This window comes from Mycobacterium montefiorense (assembly GCF_003112775.1).
Classification (GTDB): Bacteria; Actinomycetota; Actinomycetes; order Mycobacteriales; family Mycobacteriaceae; genus Mycobacterium; species Mycobacterium montefiorense.
This window is the reverse complement of the sequence record NZ_BFCH01000017.1, coordinates 522144-536713: the sequence shown is the minus strand read 5'-3', so window position 1 is coordinate 536713 and position 14570 is coordinate 522144. Positions and strand designations below refer to the sequence as shown.

Annotated in this window: 17 protein-coding genes; 6 read left to right on the top strand and 11 right to left on the bottom strand. The window is 66.1% G+C overall.

Going from position 1 to position 14570, the window contains the following annotated elements:
* Positions 1-146: 146 nt before the first annotated feature.
* Positions 147-1376 carry a hypothetical protein gene (locus DB708_RS12435; RefSeq protein ID WP_108922195.1) on the bottom strand — a complete coding sequence of 410 codons (1230 nt, stop codon included), beginning with the start codon at positions 1374-1376 and terminating at the stop codon, positions 147-149.
* Positions 1377-1414: 38 nt separating this feature from the next.
* On the opposite strand from DB708_RS12435, the gene DB708_RS12430 reads away from it, so the two are divergent.
* Together DB708_RS12430 and DB708_RS12425 are read left to right on the top strand one after the other, a co-directional pair.
* Positions 1415-2035 (top strand): TetR/AcrR family transcriptional regulator, encoded by a 621-nt coding sequence (locus DB708_RS12430; protein WP_108922194.1) that lies wholly within the window; start codon positions 1415-1417, stop codon positions 2033-2035.
* A gap of 4 nt (positions 2036-2039) precedes the next feature.
* A complete protein-coding gene (locus DB708_RS12425) occupies positions 2040-2519 on the top strand; it encodes a nuclear transport factor 2 family protein (RefSeq protein WP_201263501.1) in 480 nt (159 codons plus the stop codon).
* A 3-nt stretch (positions 2520-2522) separates the two neighbouring features.
* On the opposite strand, the gene DB708_RS12420 is transcribed toward DB708_RS12425, so the two are convergent.
* Both DB708_RS12420 and DB708_RS12415 read right to left on the bottom strand, forming a co-directional pair.
* On the bottom strand, positions 2523-3203 hold the full coding sequence (locus DB708_RS12420) for a L,D-transpeptidase family protein (RefSeq protein ID WP_108922192.1): 681 nt from the start codon (positions 3201-3203) through the stop codon (positions 2523-2525).
* 38 nt (positions 3204-3241) lie between these two features.
* Complete coding sequence (locus tag DB708_RS12415) at positions 3242-3925, bottom strand: phosphatase PAP2 family protein (protein WP_108922191.1); 684 nt, start codon at positions 3923-3925, stop codon at positions 3242-3244.
* 68 nt (positions 3926-3993) lie between these two features.
* Between DB708_RS12415 and DB708_RS12410 the strand changes: the two genes are divergently transcribed.
* Positions 3994-4476 (top strand): hypothetical protein, encoded by a 483-nt coding sequence (locus DB708_RS12410; RefSeq protein ID WP_108922190.1) that lies wholly within the window; start codon positions 3994-3996, stop codon positions 4474-4476.
* On the opposite strand, the gene DB708_RS12405 is transcribed toward DB708_RS12410, so the two are convergent.
* Complete coding sequence (locus DB708_RS12405) at positions 4460-4744, bottom strand: hypothetical protein (RefSeq protein ID WP_108922189.1); 285 nt, start codon at positions 4742-4744, stop codon at positions 4460-4462. The two genes, DB708_RS12410 and DB708_RS12405, sit on opposite strands and share 17 nt — an antisense overlap.
* A gap of 40 nt (positions 4745-4784) precedes the next feature.
* Here DB708_RS12405 and bluB point away from each other — a divergent pair, with 40 nt between their 5' ends.
* Complete coding sequence (gene bluB, locus DB708_RS12400; RefSeq protein ID WP_108922188.1) at positions 4785-5489, top strand: 5,6-dimethylbenzimidazole synthase; 705 nt, start codon at positions 4785-4787, stop codon at positions 5487-5489.
* A gap of 150 nt (positions 5490-5639) precedes the next feature.
* The gene (locus DB708_RS12395) at positions 5640-7001 is read left to right on the top strand and encodes a sulfatase family protein (protein ID WP_409347591.1); all 1362 of its coding nucleotides are present in this window, start codon (positions 5640-5642) and stop codon (positions 6999-7001) included.
* Between the two features lie 5 nt (positions 7002-7006).
* Here DB708_RS12395 and DB708_RS12390 read toward each other — a convergent pair whose 3' ends face one another.
* Positions 7007-7792 (bottom strand): trans-aconitate 2-methyltransferase, encoded by a 786-nt coding sequence (locus DB708_RS12390; RefSeq protein WP_108922295.1) that lies wholly within the window; start codon positions 7790-7792, stop codon positions 7007-7009.
* 157 nt (positions 7793-7949) lie between these two features.
* On the opposite strand from DB708_RS12390, the gene DB708_RS12385 reads away from it, so the two are divergent.
* Positions 7950-9152: an alpha/beta hydrolase family protein gene (locus DB708_RS12385; RefSeq protein WP_235616737.1), complete on the top strand. Its 1203-nt coding sequence runs from the start codon at positions 7950-7952 to the stop codon at positions 9150-9152.
* Here DB708_RS12385 and eccE read toward each other — a convergent pair.
* The 6 genes from eccE to DB708_RS12355 all read right to left on the bottom strand — a co-directional run bounded on the left by eccE (position 9139) and on the right by DB708_RS12355 (position 14555).
* Positions 9139-10149, bottom strand: coding sequence for a type VII secretion protein EccE (eccE, locus tag DB708_RS12380; protein WP_108922185.1), 1011 nt, complete (start codon positions 10147-10149; stop codon positions 9139-9141). The two genes, DB708_RS12385 and eccE, sit on opposite strands and share 14 nt — an antisense overlap.
* Complete coding sequence (mycP, locus tag DB708_RS12375) at positions 10146-11555, bottom strand: type VII secretion-associated serine protease mycosin (RefSeq protein WP_108922184.1); 1410 nt, start codon at positions 11553-11555, stop codon at positions 10146-10148. The genes eccE and mycP overlap by 4 nt, the downstream gene beginning before the upstream one ends.
* The gene (eccD, locus tag DB708_RS12370; protein WP_108922294.1) at positions 11552-12967 is read right to left on the bottom strand and encodes a type VII secretion integral membrane protein EccD; all 1416 of its coding nucleotides are present in this window, start codon (positions 12965-12967) and stop codon (positions 11552-11554) included. Before eccD ends, mycP begins: the two co-directional genes overlap by 4 nt.
* Before the next feature lie 82 nt (positions 12968-13049).
* Positions 13050-13928: an ESX secretion-associated protein EspG gene (locus DB708_RS12365; RefSeq protein ID WP_108922183.1), complete on the bottom strand. Its 879-nt coding sequence runs from the start codon at positions 13926-13928 to the stop codon at positions 13050-13052.
* A 10-nt stretch (positions 13929-13938) separates the two neighbouring features.
* Positions 13939-14229: a WXG100 family type VII secretion target gene (locus DB708_RS12360; protein WP_108922182.1), complete on the bottom strand. Its 291-nt coding sequence runs from the start codon at positions 14227-14229 to the stop codon at positions 13939-13941.
* Between the two features lie 32 nt (positions 14230-14261).
* Positions 14262-14555: a WXG100 family type VII secretion target gene (locus tag DB708_RS12355; RefSeq protein ID WP_108922181.1), complete on the bottom strand. Its 294-nt coding sequence runs from the start codon at positions 14553-14555 to the stop codon at positions 14262-14264.
* Positions 14556-14570 lie beyond the last annotated feature (15 nt).

Genomic DNA, 14570 nt, shown 5'->3' with positions numbered 1-14570 from the left:
TACTTCCGTCTATAGGGGTCGGTGGCCAGCGTTAACGATAGCCGCGGACACGCGCAAAGCCGATGCTTCGCAATGCCATTGGTATCCGCTCGATGCGGTTGCGTCATCGAAGTGGTACCGCAGACCCCTTGACAAAAAGCCGCGTATCAGACCACGGTGAGCGGCAGCGAACGCCTCGGTTCGAACTGGAATGTCGCCCCGCCGCTGACTCTGACCACGGAAACCTCTGGCAGTTCCTCGGCGCGCGTGTCAGTTTCGATCAGCTCCGCAGTCCAGTCGGTGGCCGTTCCGCTAACTCGGACTTCGATGTGGGGTTCCACCGCAGTGGCGATCGCTTGTAGCGGCGCAACGGTTCGGGGTGAGCACAACGAGATCCACGAAGCGTCGTCGTGCGCCGGCGACGGCGTGACGTGCAGGCGGTTCGACTCCACCTCTGCGGCAACGTAGCCCACGGGATTCAGCAGCGGATGCAGCTCGAGGACGCGGCACACTCCTTGGATCCCTCCGGGAAGTTTCAGGGCGTGGTGAATGCGTTCGGCGGCCAGGCCCGCGATGCCGATCAGGCCGCGGGTGCAGACCCCGAGAGCTTCGGCCTCGTCGGCGGCACGCGCTCGCACCGCGATCGCGAACGACAGATAGAGCAGGTGCATCTGCAGGCAGACCTCGTCGGCCATCCGGACCAGGGCCGAATGCGAGAAGGCGGCAAAGTCGAAATCGGAGAGCAACGGACCCGAGTAATCCGCCTGCCCCTCGTCCGAGCGGTCGATGGCATCGAGTTCCCATGTCGCAGCCCGGGTTTGGCCAACGATGTGCAGGGCCGGGATGCTTTGGGCTTCGGGATAGGACTCGTCGATGATGACGGTCCACGCACAGTGCGGCTTCCGGTCCGCCGGGGTCCGCGGCGGCCGGTGCAGCGGTCGCACCTGAGCGCGCGCGTTGGTCGCTATCGCGGTGGCGTCGAAAGTCGGATCCTCGATGGTGTGGCACATCCCGAACACGTACTGCTCGCCCATCGGCTCCACGTCGAGCAGGGCGCCGCAGTGGTCGAGGTGGAATTCGCCATTCCATCGGTCGTGCACGGTGTAGCGGAAATCCATGAATTGCGGTGGGGCGCCGATGTCGAGCTGCAGGCCCTTGAAGATGGTGGGCACATCATTGCCCACGTAGTTGAGCGCTTGCTGCATGCGCCTGGTGTAAATGGGGCTGGCGCCCGCCCATTCCTCGATGGCGATCTGCACCATCTCCTCGCGACCGAACGAGGAAATACACCAGGCCATCCCGGATCGGTCGATCAGCTGGCCGATCAGCAGTAGCTCGGGTACCAGGACGGCCAGCTCTGCACGGGACAACTGCGCGTAGCGCGAGGGGCTGCTCACGCTACAAAAATAGATCTGTCTATGTTATAAAGTCAACAATGTCCATTGCTGCAGGCCAGACACCCGGGCGCTCCGTCAGTCCGACCCGGCGTACCAGTGCGCCGCGCAAGCGTGGCGACGACACCCGGGCGAAGATCATCGACGAGACGGTCCGCTGCATCCAGGAGGAGGGTTTCGCCGCCGCCACCGCCAAGCACGTGGCCGAACGTGCCGGCGTCACCTGGGGTGTCATCCAATACCACTTCGGGGATCGCAACGGCCTGCTGATGGCCGTTGTCGACGATGGAGTGGACAGACTGATCGAGAGCCTGTCGTCGGCAGACGTCAGCACGTTACCGCCGCAACAGCGCATCGAGGTCGTCATCGACACTGCATGGAGTTGCTACAGCAGCCCGACGTCGATGGCCGCCTTCGAGATCCTGCGAGCCACCCGCGGCAGCCTGGGCCAGTCGTCGCGACGGCACCTGCTCGAAATGAACTCCGCGATCGCCCAGCTCGGCCGGCTGATCACTACGGATCCAGCGAATGCCGGTGTGGCCGAGGTGATTTGGTCCACACTGCGGGGTGTGGTGCTGGCCCAGATGGTCACCGGAACGGCCATCGATTGGAGCCTGGAGCGACGGGCCCTGATCGACATGGTCACCCGTGTGCTGCAATGACGAGATGACCCTCGACGATCTGGCCGACATCGAAGCCATCAAGCAAGTCAAATACCGCTATCTGCGCGCACTGGACACCAAGCACTGGGACGACTTCACCGACACCATGGCCGAGGACATCAAGGCCGACTACGGGCCGTCGATCGGTAACGAGTTGCACTTCACCAACCGTGCCGACTTGGTCGAGTTCATGCGCACCTCGCTGCCCGCGAACGTCATCACCGAACACCGCGTCACCCATCCCGACATCACCGTCGACGGCGACACCGCAACGGGCAGTTGGTATCTACAGGACCGCGTGATGCTCGCCGAGCTCAATTTCATGCTGATCGGTGCGGCCTTCTACCGCGACACCTACCGGCGCACCGACGGCGGCTGGAAGATCAGCGGCACCGGCTACGACCGAACCTACGACGCCACAATGTCGTTGGAGGGCATGAACTTCACGCTCAAGCCCGGTCGCGCCATCGCGGGCGCCAGTTGATAGCTATTTGTTGGTGATCGCGATGACTGCGCCGGGCCGCAGCCATTTCATGATCGACACAAGCTGAGCATCGTCGACCGCAACGCAACCCTCGGTGGGCTGGCCGTCGGTGGTGTGGAAGAAGAACGCGGCACCGCCGCCCGGGGTCTTGTTCTTGTTGACGCCCATCACGACCGCGTGCTTGTACTGCGGGATCTGCAGGTTCTCGCTGTCAGCCGTGTTGAACGGGCACTGCGCCTTCTGGCACACCTGCATCGAGTTGAAGGTGGGGCTGTGGTCGTCGCCGCTCCACCAGTAGTTGGATCCGGAGACTTGGGTGTATTGCAGCCCGGTACCGGGATTCGGCGCTGTGCCGAATGCGGAGTCGAGGCTGTAAACGCCCATCGGCGTGGCGGGAACGCCACTGCGCGCCTGCGGCGCCATGCCCGCCGAGCCGACATGCGTCGGAACGCCGGTGCGCAGCGCCTGCCAACCGGCGGCGGAGCGTTGGTAGATGTCCATTGTCGCGTTCGAGCCGCCGGTGCTGACGACCGAAACCACCTGTGTGGCATTGCCAACCGCGTTCGCAAACCACGGAGTCCCGGCCGAGGTGACTGCCGGGGCGGCACTTCCCATTGGTGCGAGCACAAGCGATACCCAAACGAAGCACGCTATAGCGCACAGCGGAGCTAGCAATCGGTGCATACACTCCATCGTCAGGTGACGCCAACCTCAGGGTCAAGTCAAGCTTTAGCCCCGGTTGGGTCACGGCGCTGTGACCAATGAAAGACCCAGCGCGCCACGGGCTTAGGCCGAAGCACCGCCAAGCACACCAACACATACAGATATCCCAGCGCCCAGCCGGCCACCACGTCGGACGGGTAATGCACGTTCAACGTGACCCGCGAGATCCCGACCAACACCACGCAGAGCGCGCCCACCGCGATTGCGGCGCGACGCATCGCCCAGCTCATCATTGGCACCACGAAGGCCAGCAGCGCGAGCCAGCCGGCCATCGTCTCGAACGCGTGCCCCGACGGAAACGACGTCTGGGGCACGGGCACCAGCATGGTCGACGGTCGCGGACGATTCGCCAGCCCCTTGGCCGCCAGCGACACAAACCCGTTCAGCATGCCGCAAGCCACCAACAGCAGCGCCGCGCGGACGTTGCGTCGCAGCAACGCCACCACCGCCGCCACCGTGTCCAGCAGCCGCAGTGGGTCCGGCCCCAGCCAGAACGACACCGCATCCCAGAACCGCACCCACGCCGGATGCTTGACCGCGACGTCGTGCGAGGCGTTCAGCGACGACCAATCGATCCAATGCAGCCAGCCCCAATTTCGGGAGTAGCCCACCCACATCAACACGTAGACCACCACGGCCAGCACAGCGAGGTAAACGGCCATGGCGGTCCGGCTGCGGGTCATCCCTAAGCGATACCAGGAGCACCAGACGGATTGGTGACCCCCTCCCGGTTCCGCGTCATACTGGCGTCATGGCGGTCTTTGTCCGCAGGTTGCTCGGCATCGGCAAGCTACCCGACGATCTGCATGCTCAGGTCGAGGCGGAGGGCCTGCTCTATCTTGCCGATTTTGTCGCGGTGACCAGGCGGTTCGGCGGCGTCATCCCGGGTGTGCGGTTGCCGCACAGCGTCGCCTACTACACCGGCTCGCTGGTGCTCACCCGGCAACGGGTGCTCGCCACGCTGTCGATGCTGCCGAAGCTGGCCGGCGTCACCGTCGACGTGCCCTGGGACGCGGCACAGGCCGGCGCGGCCACAGCCGAGATCGCGTCGGAGGGGCTGGAGGTCAACGTCGACGTCGCGCAGGTTGACGAGAGGTTCAGCGGCGAGCTCTCGCTGCAGTACAAGGCCGCTATCCCGGCAGATGTGCTGAGCGGACTGCCGCTGCGATCGTTGACTTTTGACATGACGCCGGACTGCGTCGTCCGGGCGGTCGGCGTTACCTATTCTCCGTGATCGTCATCCGCGGCCACGGCGGCTGCCGGAGCACGGCCAGGCTGCCGATGACCGCCGCGAGCAGGCCGGTGAGCACTCCGATCAGTGCGACGCGATTCGCGTCGACGGCGGGCACCCAGGTCGCCTTGCCCTGGTGGATGACGAAGACGCCGAGTGGCCTTTCCGCCAGGATCACAGTGACGCCGTCGGCGGTCTCGTAGGGCTCGCCGTAGACGCGCCGGGCGCCGCGGTCGATGGGCAGCTGGTTGAGCACGTCGGAATACTTCACTGCACGCTCCCTTGGCTTGCCGTTGATAGATTTGACGCTAATGCCATTCTCCCCCGGCGAGTCCCCCGATGGCGCTGTGAGCGAACACGCGTTCAGCCCACAAGACCGCCGCGTCGTCTATCGGGTGATCGCCGAACGGCGGGACATGCGCCGGTTCGTGCCCGGCAGCGCGGTGTCCGAAGAGGTGCTGGCCCGCTTGCTGCAGGCCGCGCACGCCGCGCCCAGCGTCGGGCTGATGCAGCCGTGGCGTTTCATCCGGATCACCGACAACGCGGTGCGCCGCGACATCCATGCCCTCGTCGACGAAGAACGCCCACGCACCGCGCAAGCGCTGGGACCGCGGGGCGGGGAATTCCTGCGACTGAAGGTCGAGGGCATACTCGAGTGCGCCGAGCTCCTCGTGGTGGCGCTGGCCGACAAACGCGACGTCCACATCTTCGGCCGGCGCACGCTACCGCAGATGGATCTCGCGTCGGTCTCCTGCGCGATCCAGAACCTGTGGCTGGCCGCCCGGGCCGAAGGGCTTGGCGTCGGTTGGGTCTCGCTGTTCGACCCGCAACCGCTGGCCGAGCTGCTGGGCATGCCGTCGGATGCCGAGCCGGTGGCCATCCTGTGCGTGGGCCCAGTGCCCGAGTTTCCCGATCGGCCGGCGCTGGAGCTCGACGGGTGGACCCACGCACGACCCCTGTCGGAGTTCGTCTCCGAAAACCGATGGTCTCAGCCGCCGGACACCCGGCCCGTGTGACGCACGCGCGTAGCTGGCACTACCCCGCATCGAACGTGCGCTCCGGGCTGGGAAATCGCCGAAAACCCGCCCTCAGAGCACGTTCGGCGAAGGGGGTCGGAGTGGCTGCGGTATCGTCGCCGGTCGGCAAGGCATGGTAGGGAGGTGGCCGTGACGGGCGACAATGTACTGATCGTGCACTGGCACGATCTCGGGCGCTACCTCGGCGCCTACGGTCACCCGGACGTCGACAGCCCGCGATTGGACCAGTTCGCCACCGATTCCATCCTGTTCACCCGCGCCCACGCCACCGCGCCGCTGTGCACGCCGTCGCGGGGGTCGTTCTTCACCGGCCGCTACCCGCAAAGCAACGGGCTGGTCGGCCTCGCCCATCACGGCTGGGAATACCGCGCCGGAGTCCACACGCTGCCCCAGATACTCTCTGAATCAGGCTGGTACTCAGCACTTTTCGGTATGCAACACGAGACGTCCTATCCGAAACGCCTGGGCTTCGACGAGTTCGACGTGTCAAACTCCTACTGCGACTACGTGGTGGACAAAGTCCAGGATTGGCTGCACAACGACGCCCCGCAGCGCGGTGAGCAACCGTTCTTGCTGACCGCGGGATTTTTCGAAACCCACCGCCCCTACCCGCGGGACCGCTACCAGCCGGCCGACAGCGCGACCGTCGAGCTGCCCGATTACCTGCCCGACACCCCGGAGGTACGCGGCGATCTCGCCGACTTCTACGGCGCCATCACCACGGCCGACGCCGCGGTTGGCCGGATTATCGACACGCTGACCGAAACCGGCCTGGATGCCAACACCTGGGTGGTGTTCTTCACCGATCACGGCCCGGCCTTGCCGCGCGCGAAATCCACGCTGTACGACGCTGGAACCGGCGTCGCCCTGTTGATCCGCCCGCCGACCGGCCGGGCGATCCCACCCCGGGTCTACGACGAGCTGTTCAGCGGTGTCGATCTAGTCCCGACGTTGCTGGAATTGCTCGGCCTCGACGCGCCGGCCGATATCGAGGGCATCTCGCACGCCCACGCCCTGATCGCGGCCGATACCGCGGCCGATCCGGTGCGTGAGCAGGTGTACACGATGAAGACCTATCACGACTCGTTCGATCCGATTCGGGCAATCCGCACAAAGGAATACAGCTACATCGAGAACTACGTGCCACGCCCGCTACTGGACCTGCCCTGGGACATCGAGGAGAGCCCATCCGGTTTGGCGGTCGCGCCGTTCGTCAAGTCGCCGCGGCCGGAACGCGAACTCTACGATCTGCGAACCGATCCCACCGAGACCACCAATCTGCTGACCGAGGGCGATTCGGGCATGGACGCAATCGCCGCCGATCTGGCTGTTCGCCTTAATGATTGGCGCCAGCGCACCGGAGACGTGATTCCGTCGGACTTCGCCGGCAGCCGCATCGCGATGCGTTATACCGAAACGTATCTACAAATCCATCACACGACGCCGACCAGCCGATCGGCGATCGCCGCCGACCGCGGCGTCGAGGAGTAAGCACCCTATCCGTCGGTGCGGCGGGCACCGCCGACCTCGGCGACGATGAACACCCGCCGGAACGGGAAGATCGTCGTGCCGTCGGCGCGGGCCGGGTAGGCGTCGTCCAGCAGCGGGATCAGCTCCTCGCGGAACTTCTCCCAGCCCGCGTCGTCAAGCCGCTCACGCACCGGAACCAGCGCGGTACCGGTAATCCATTCCAGCACTGGGTGTTCCCCGGTCAGCTGGTGCAGATACGTCGTCTCCCAAGCATCGACCCGGCAGCCCGCATCCATCAGCAAATTGGCGTAATGCGCCGGCGGCTGGACCACCGCACCCACCCGGAAAGGTATGTCTTTCAGCGTCTTTGCGTAATGTTCGCGGCGCGCGACCGCCCGCACCGCGGCATGCGACGGAGTTTCGAAGTTACCCGGAATCTGGACCGCGATCCATGATCGATCCGGCAGTTGGCCGGCCCACCGGACCAGCAGGTCGGCATGCTCGGGTACCCAATGCAGGGCCGCATTGCTGACCACTAAGTCGGTGTCGGGTTTCGGCTTCCACTCGCGCAAGTCGCTGACCGAGGCATCGATGCCACGTTCCCGGGCCGCTGCCACCATCTCCGGCGAGGTGTCCATCGCCTCGATGACCGAGCCCGGCCAGCGCTTCTCCAGGTACTTCGTCAGGTTGCCGGGTCCGCAGCCCAGGTCGACGACCCGGCGCGCCCGCTCGGCCCCCACTCTCGAAAGCAAGTCGTAGAACGGGCGGCTGCGATGGTCTGCAAATGCCAGGTAGACGTCTGGATCCCACATGTCGGTCCTCCTGATCAACACCGCGGCCATTCGGCCATCTAGACCAAACCGTATTACCGTATGGTGCCCCCGCGCGCCCCGAGTGGGCCCGGAATTCTGCATCGGAACTCATAAAACGCCCAGGATTTGCCACCGTGGCGGGATAGCATCGGCGTTCGTGGCGCCCGACACAGATCCCATCGATCCGCCCATTCCAGTTCCTGACGTTCCAGGCGCCGATGTGCCGCCCGGCGCCGACGGATTGCCCCCGCTCTCGGAGCTGTCGCCGCGCGAACGCAGGGTGGTCGCGGCTTCCGCCCTCGGCGACGTCGCATTGCGCACCTGGGTGTCGTCGCTGCTGGCCGCGACGGCGGCACCGGTCGTTGTCGCCACCTCGTTGCGCCACACCAAATCCAGTAGCGAGCGCAGCAACCTGAACTTCTACGCCGAGCTGGCGGCCGACCGTGACCCGGCGAAGTCGTTTCCAGCTCCCACCGAGCTGCCACGGGTATCGTCGCGGCCGGCGGGTCCGCTCGCGAACTGGATCGCGCGCGGCACCGTCGAGAACATCTCGTTCCCCAGCAGCTTCACGGCGATCAATCCCGCGCTGCGCCAGCGCTGGAATGCCTGGGGATCCAATAACATCGTGCGCGCTCAGCATTGGCGCCACAACGACGGTCCGCGGCCCACGCTGTGCGTCATCCACGGCTTCATGGGGTCGTCGTATCTGGCCAACGGCCGCTTCTTCTCGTTGCCGTGGTACTACCGGTCCGGCTACGACGTCCTGTTGTACACGTTGCCGTTTCACGGCCAGCGCGCCGAAAAGCTTTCGCCTTTCAGTGGTTTCGGCTACTTTTCCGGCGGGCTCAGCGGCTTCGCCGAATCGATGGCCCAGGCCGCGCACGACTTCCGGTCCATCATCGACTATCTGCGCCACACCGGCGTTGACCGCATTGCACTGACTGGTATTTCGCTGGGCGGCTACACCTCCGCGCTGGTGGCCTCGGTCGACGACCGGCTGGATGCCGTCATCCCCAACTGCCCGGTCGTCACACCGGCGACGATGTTCGACCAGTGGTTCCCGGCCAACAAGCTGGTCGGCCTGGGACTTGCGTTGTCCAGCATCAACCGCGACGAGCTGAACGCCGGGCTGGCCTACCACTGCCCGCTGAACTACCAGCCGCTGCTTTCCAAGGACCGGCGGATGATCATCACCGGCCTCGCCGACCGGATGGCGCCTCCGGGACAAGCCGTCATGCTCTGGGAGCACTGGGATCACTGTGCGCTGCACTGGTTTCCCGGCAGTCATGTGTTGCATATCAGTCAGCTTGACTATCTGCGCAGGATGACCGGCTTCTTGCAGGGTCTTATGCTGGACTAGCCGCCTCTGTTCGCGCCGTCCGATGGGCTCCGGCGATCGGCGTCGGCCAGTCCAGCGTCGCCAGCAAGTCGGCAGGTACGTCGGTGTGTCCGTCAAGGCGTTGCGTGGACAACAGATCCAGTGCCGCCAGCGCCGGCCCTTGGTTGCCGCGCTGCGGAATGAGTCCGGCCACCGGCGGCGCACCTTCGGGCGGCCCGTCGGCGAGGAAGGCACACGCGGCCGCGACCGTGTTCTGGTCTGCCGATCGCGGCCCGCCGATCTCGAGAGCTATGCACGTCTCGCGGGCGGACTGCGACCGGATGGCCTCCAGCGTCTCGGGCAGCGCCGAGTCGACGGTGATCTGGTATGCCGCAACATAATCCGAGGTGCCGCGCTGTACCGCGCGCCACGTCTCGCGGGCTTTGGCCGTCAGCCAGCGGGGCACGTCGTCGGCTGCGACCGTGTTGGCTTCCCATCCAATCTCCCGAAGGTGGTCGGCAAGCCGCCGCGCGGCGACCTCGGCGGTCTCATACAGCGGGATGCGCGACGAACGTGCCTGCAAAGCAGGCAGATTGTCGGCCGCCGACACTGTGATACCTATCCACGTCTCGCGTCGCGAAGCGTCAGATGCGTTGTCGCGGCTAGTGATACGGACCTTGTCGGCGCGGATGCCGTAGCGGTCCAGGTAGCCGGCGATCAGCTCCAGGGGGAACACCGCACCGTCGGCCGTGGGCGGGCCGATCCGCACCAAGGCGGTTGTCTTTGCGGCAACCGGTGATTGAGTGTCCGGCTCGCTGGTTGGGTTGGAACGGCGGCTCATGATGGAAAGCCGGCGCCCCAGGATCGTGGTGAAATGCAATCCACGCCACCAGCCGAACAACACGATCAGCGCGACGCCGGCGATACCGAGCAGCCAGTAGTCACGACTCGAGTGCCAGGAGTAGGCCAATGCTGCGGGCACTATTGCCAACGCGGCCAGGGTGATTCGGGCGCTCCCCGGGATCGGGATCGAGCTCACGAGGTGGTCTCCTTCCGTCTACGCGCGGCGATCGCTGCCGCGGCACCAACAGCCGCGACGATCAACGCCAGCGCGGCCGTCCCGGCGAACGCAACGGTTCGGCCGGTGTTGTCTTTCGGTGCCGGTGCCGCAGGCACGGCAACTGGTTTGGCCGGCGTCCCGGCCGGCCCGGTGCTAGCGGGCAGTTCCCAAGTCAGGGCTGCCAGTGCGTCGACGCTGCCGGAGCCCACGATGTTGGACTGCACCCGGGCGCCGTTGTGTGCGGTCGCGGTGATCCGGCGCACCACCTCGGCGGCGGCCAGCTTGGGGTACTTGCTGCGCACCAGCGCTGCGACACCCGACACGTAGCCGGCCGCGTAGCTGGTGCCGCTGAGCGCGCTGAGTTGCTGATGATCGTCGGGCAGGCCGTTGGCCAGTCCGCCGCCGTCGCGATTGCTCACCGACACAATGTGTTCGCCCGGGGCCGCGATTCCCACCCACGGACCGGACATGGTGAATTTCGACGGCTGTCCATCCGGTGCCAGGGAAGCTGCCGACAGCACGTACGGCTGCCACCACGAAGGAATGGAGACCGATGTGACACCGGCCCAGTTGCGCGCATCATCCGGCCGGCTCAGATCGGTGAGCGGGTTTGACTCACAGGACATTCCGCCGCCGACCGATCCGGTCGACCCGGTGTTACCCGCGGCCGCCACGATCACCGCGTCCTTGTCCACCGCCGCGTAGCGGATTGCCGCACCGAGTGCAGCCTGGTCGACAGGCCGATCGACAGCCATGCAGGTGACTTCCGAGATGTCGATCACCCGAGCCCCGAGATCGGCAGCGTGCACGATCGCCCGGCCCAGCGTCGTGACCGCGAGGGAGACCCGCGCCACTGCCGGATCGCCGCCCGGCGTTCGCGGCGAGAACTTGCCGGACCCGGTCCGGATGGACAACACACGTGCCGCGGGTGCGACGCCGGAGAAGCCGTCCTCAGCGGATGGCTGCCCGGCGACGATGCCGGCCACCAGCGTGCCGTGCCCGTCGCAGTCGGTCAGGCCGTCGGTCGTCTCGACGAAATCGCCGCCGGCATCGACATTGGGCAGCCGGGGCCCCGGCCGCACTCCGGTGTCGAGCACCGCCACCAGCTGACCCTCACCGCGGGAAAACTGCCATGCCGCAGGAAGGTTCAGCATTGCCTGACTGGGTGTCACCGCCGCCGGATCGCTGCCGGCGATCACACCGGTGACGCTGCAGGGCCCGCGCTGCTCCATCGGCTGCACCGGGCCGGCCGCTCCGCTGGGCGGTTGCACGCCCGGGTCGACCACCGGCTGGCTGATCGCGGACGCCGGCGGACAGGCCCACGGCATAACGGCCTGTGAAAAGACCAGCACCGCGCTCAGGCAGGCGAATCCGGCACGATTCATCGATTGAGCACCCAGGCGAACAGACCGACCAGGTAGGCGATGACGGGAATCAGCGAAGCATCCAGACCGGTCGCGACAAAGCCCAACAGCCGGCGCAGCGGCAGCGAGTACGTTTCCGGCGAGCCGATACTCGGGTTCAGTGCCACCACGGCCCACGCCAGCGCCAACACGACGAGCACCACTGCCGCGATCAGCGCGGCGAGGAAACGTCCGGTCGACGCGTAGAACACCAGCAGGGCACCGGCAACCAGAAACGGTTGAGCCAGCAGCCACGCCTTGCACGCGGCCGAATCCCACACGCGGGCACGCAGGACGGAAGTGGCCGCGATTGCCGCCACCACGTACCAACCCCAACCGCTCAACGACTCGGGGCGCAACGCGATCGTCACCGATCCCAGCACACCGAGCAGCACGGCGCCGGCGATGAAACCACTCTGGTGAGCGTCGCCGATGCGCACCCGCCGGGGCAGATCCTCGAGCACCCGAAGCACCGGCGCCGACGGAGTCGGGTCACCGGGTGCCGGAATGACCGGCAGCGGGAAGCGCGCCCACAGCGCGGAAAGCTGCGGCGCCTCGATGGTCACCAGCAGAGCCACCACAACCAGGCCGGCACCGATGGTCAGTATCGGTAGTTGCCAGAGCAATTCAGCACCGGCGGCCAACAATACCCCGGCCCCGACCACCGCGGTCGCGGTGAAAAAGCCGACGATCCGCTCACGCTCGGTACTCGGCACCATCAGGACGATCAACGACCACGCGGTGACACCGGCAGCGGCCAGCACCAGCTGTGCCGCCCCGAACCTCCCGGGTACTGCCAACTCGCACGCGGCGCCAATGGGAACCAGCGCTGCCATCGACAGTGCCATCCCGGTGCGTTCGGAACGCAGCGTGACGAACAGACCGGCGATCGCCGTCACCGCGGCGATCACGCTGACCGCGACAAGTCCGGCCAGCCCGCCGGTTGCCACGCGGTAACCGACTCCCAGTCCGGTGGCCAGGAAGGCAACCAAGATCGCCGCGGCCAGCGCCGCGCGCTGGATCTGAGCTGTGCCCCAGGGCTTGAGCCGGGATGTCGAGAAGATCATCGCGGCGTCGGCGATGTCCTCGACGATGCCGGGCGCAGCCGGGCCGGTCGGAACCGGCTGCAGCGCAAGCAGATCCCCGTCGACGACTCCGACGGTGTCCAGGCTGGCGTCCAGACTGAACGGCGCTCCCCCGATGGGTGCCAGGCTCAGATGGGAAACCGCGCCGGCGCGCGTTGCATCGTCGGGGCCGCCACCATCGCCGTTCTGGGCCGCCGGGACTACCAATCGCTGTACCGCGGGCAGGATTTCGCGCAGCGGCAGTTCGGCGGGCAGGGCAATTTCTGTCAGCCGGCTGTGCGCGAGGATCGCCACGCGAACGATCGGCATGACGGCGCCGGAGGTCACCGGACCCTCGAATTAGGCTGGGGCCGTTCCTGGGACATCATGCTCTCTCTCTATCTCGTTGTGATTACGCGTATTGGGTGGACAAATCTCGGGACAGCCGCTGATTGGGGAACCAGTGGCCATCGGGCAGACACGCGGTCAAGTGTTCGATCGCGACAGCGATTGCAAACGGCGTTCCGGGCGCGAAGGTCGAGACCCATTCGCCGTCGAACGCGCGGGACGGACTGACCAGGATCCGGCCCGCGGTGGTGTCCACAATGCTCATTCCAACTTCGGTGGTGGCATGCTGCCCGTCGCGATGGCAGCCGGCGACGATTTCGACGTAGGTACGCGGACCCGTGAAGACGGATGCCACCACCGTTCGTGCCGATTCTGGAATACCCAGGTAGTCAAGGACTTCCACCAGTTCCGCCCCGGAGCGCAGCCGCTCGTCGGCGCGGGCTCCGACCCGCGCCGGCATGCTGAACTCCGCGAACTGCGCCGGCGGCCGCTGACCCAAGCCGACACCGAGGACCGGAATCAGCGCCCGTACGTCGTCGATACTCATAGCGGTAAACGTGACCAACTGCGCGCTGCGCAGCGCGACGACGGTCACCGACGACCTGCCGGTGGTACCGGCGCGCCGCGCGACAACGCCGCGCAATAACTCGCCGGCACCGCTGACCGCGCCGGAACCCACGTAGCGCAGATCGAGCCATTGGTCGGGAAAACACACCACTTTGATCCAGTCGGCGACCGCCGGATTCACGACACCCTCTGGCGACATCAGACCCATCCGGGTCAGCTCGTCCTTCTGACCTTCGAAGAACGCGGCTCGTTGCGCGGCGTCGCGATATGGCGTCGTGATCGCCAGAACCCACGGGAAGCTACCTGCTCCAATGGTTTCCGCGATGAACCACGCGTTTTCGACCGTCAGCTCGACGGCGTTGGGCTCGACACTCATCGAGGTAGGGCTAGCCGCCCCACTTGGCGGCCTCGGCCGTATCGCGGGCAAACATGGCCAAGGTGTTGTTTTCGTGCGTGCCGGCCATCGCCCGGTAAGACTGCACCAACGCCTCCATGGCCTGGTTCCACTGGACCTGCCAAAGCTGGTAGGTCATACCGGTGTCACCCTGCCAGGCGTTCTGCAGTGCGGCCTGCTCGGTGGAGATATCGACACCCAACGCCCGCATCGTGCCGGCGTAGGCCGACATATCGGCGGCGTGGCTCAACATCGCCGGGTAGTTGTACATAATCTGCGACATCACAAGTCCTTTCGCGGTTATTGGTGGTCGGCTCAGAACGAGGTGTAGCCGGACGCGGCAGCGGCGTCGGCGGCTACGTAGGTGCTCGCCGCATCACCGAGGTTGGCCTGGGCGATATCCAGCAGGGTGTTGACCCGCGCGGCCATCTCCACGAACCGGGCATGCGCGGCCTGGAATGCCGCCGAGGCCTCACCCTGGTTGAACGCCTGGGCAGACATTGCCTCCTGCTCGGCCTGGCTGATCGTGCTGCGCATCAGGGCCGCCTTGCCGCTGAACACCGATTGCGAGGCCACCAACTGCGGGATGTGAGCATCTAGAAGACTCATAACGATTCCTTTCTC

Coding starts and splice junctions, on each gene's coding strand:
- DB708_RS12430 (WP_108922194.1), top strand. CDS start 1,415: ATGTCCATTGCTGCAGGCCAGACACCCGGGCGCTCCGTCAGTCCGACC.
- DB708_RS12425 (WP_201263501.1), top strand. CDS start 2,040: ATGACCCTCGACGATCTGGCCGACATCGAAGCCATCAAGCAAGTCAAA.
- DB708_RS12420 (WP_108922192.1), bottom strand. CDS start 3,203: ATGCACCGATTGCTAGCTCCGCTGTGCGCTATAGCGTGCTTCGTTTGG.
- DB708_RS12415 (WP_108922191.1), bottom strand. CDS start 3,925: ATGACCCGCAGCCGGACCGCCATGGCCGTTTACCTCGCTGTGCTGGCC.
- DB708_RS12410 (WP_108922190.1), top strand. CDS start 3,994: ATGGCGGTCTTTGTCCGCAGGTTGCTCGGCATCGGCAAGCTACCCGAC.
- bluB (WP_108922188.1), top strand. CDS start 4,785: ATGCCATTCTCCCCCGGCGAGTCCCCCGATGGCGCTGTGAGCGAACAC.
- DB708_RS12390 (WP_108922295.1), bottom strand. CDS start 7,792: ATGTGGGATCCAGACGTCTACCTGGCATTTGCAGACCATCGCAGCCGC.
- mycP (WP_108922184.1), bottom strand. CDS start 11,555: ATGAATCGTGCCGGATTCGCCTGCCTGAGCGCGGTGCTGGTCTTTTCA.
- eccD (WP_108922294.1), bottom strand. CDS start 12,967: ATGCCGATCGTTCGCGTGGCGATCCTCGCGCACAGCCGGCTGACAGAA.
- DB708_RS12365 (WP_108922183.1), bottom strand. CDS start 13,928: ATGAGTGTCGAGCCCAACGCCGTCGAGCTGACGGTCGAAAACGCGTGG.
- DB708_RS12360 (WP_108922182.1), bottom strand. CDS start 14,229: ATGTCGCAGATTATGTACAACTACCCGGCGATGTTGAGCCACGCCGCC.
- DB708_RS12355 (WP_108922181.1), bottom strand. CDS start 14,555: ATGAGTCTTCTAGATGCTCACATCCCGCAGTTGGTGGCCTCGCAATCG.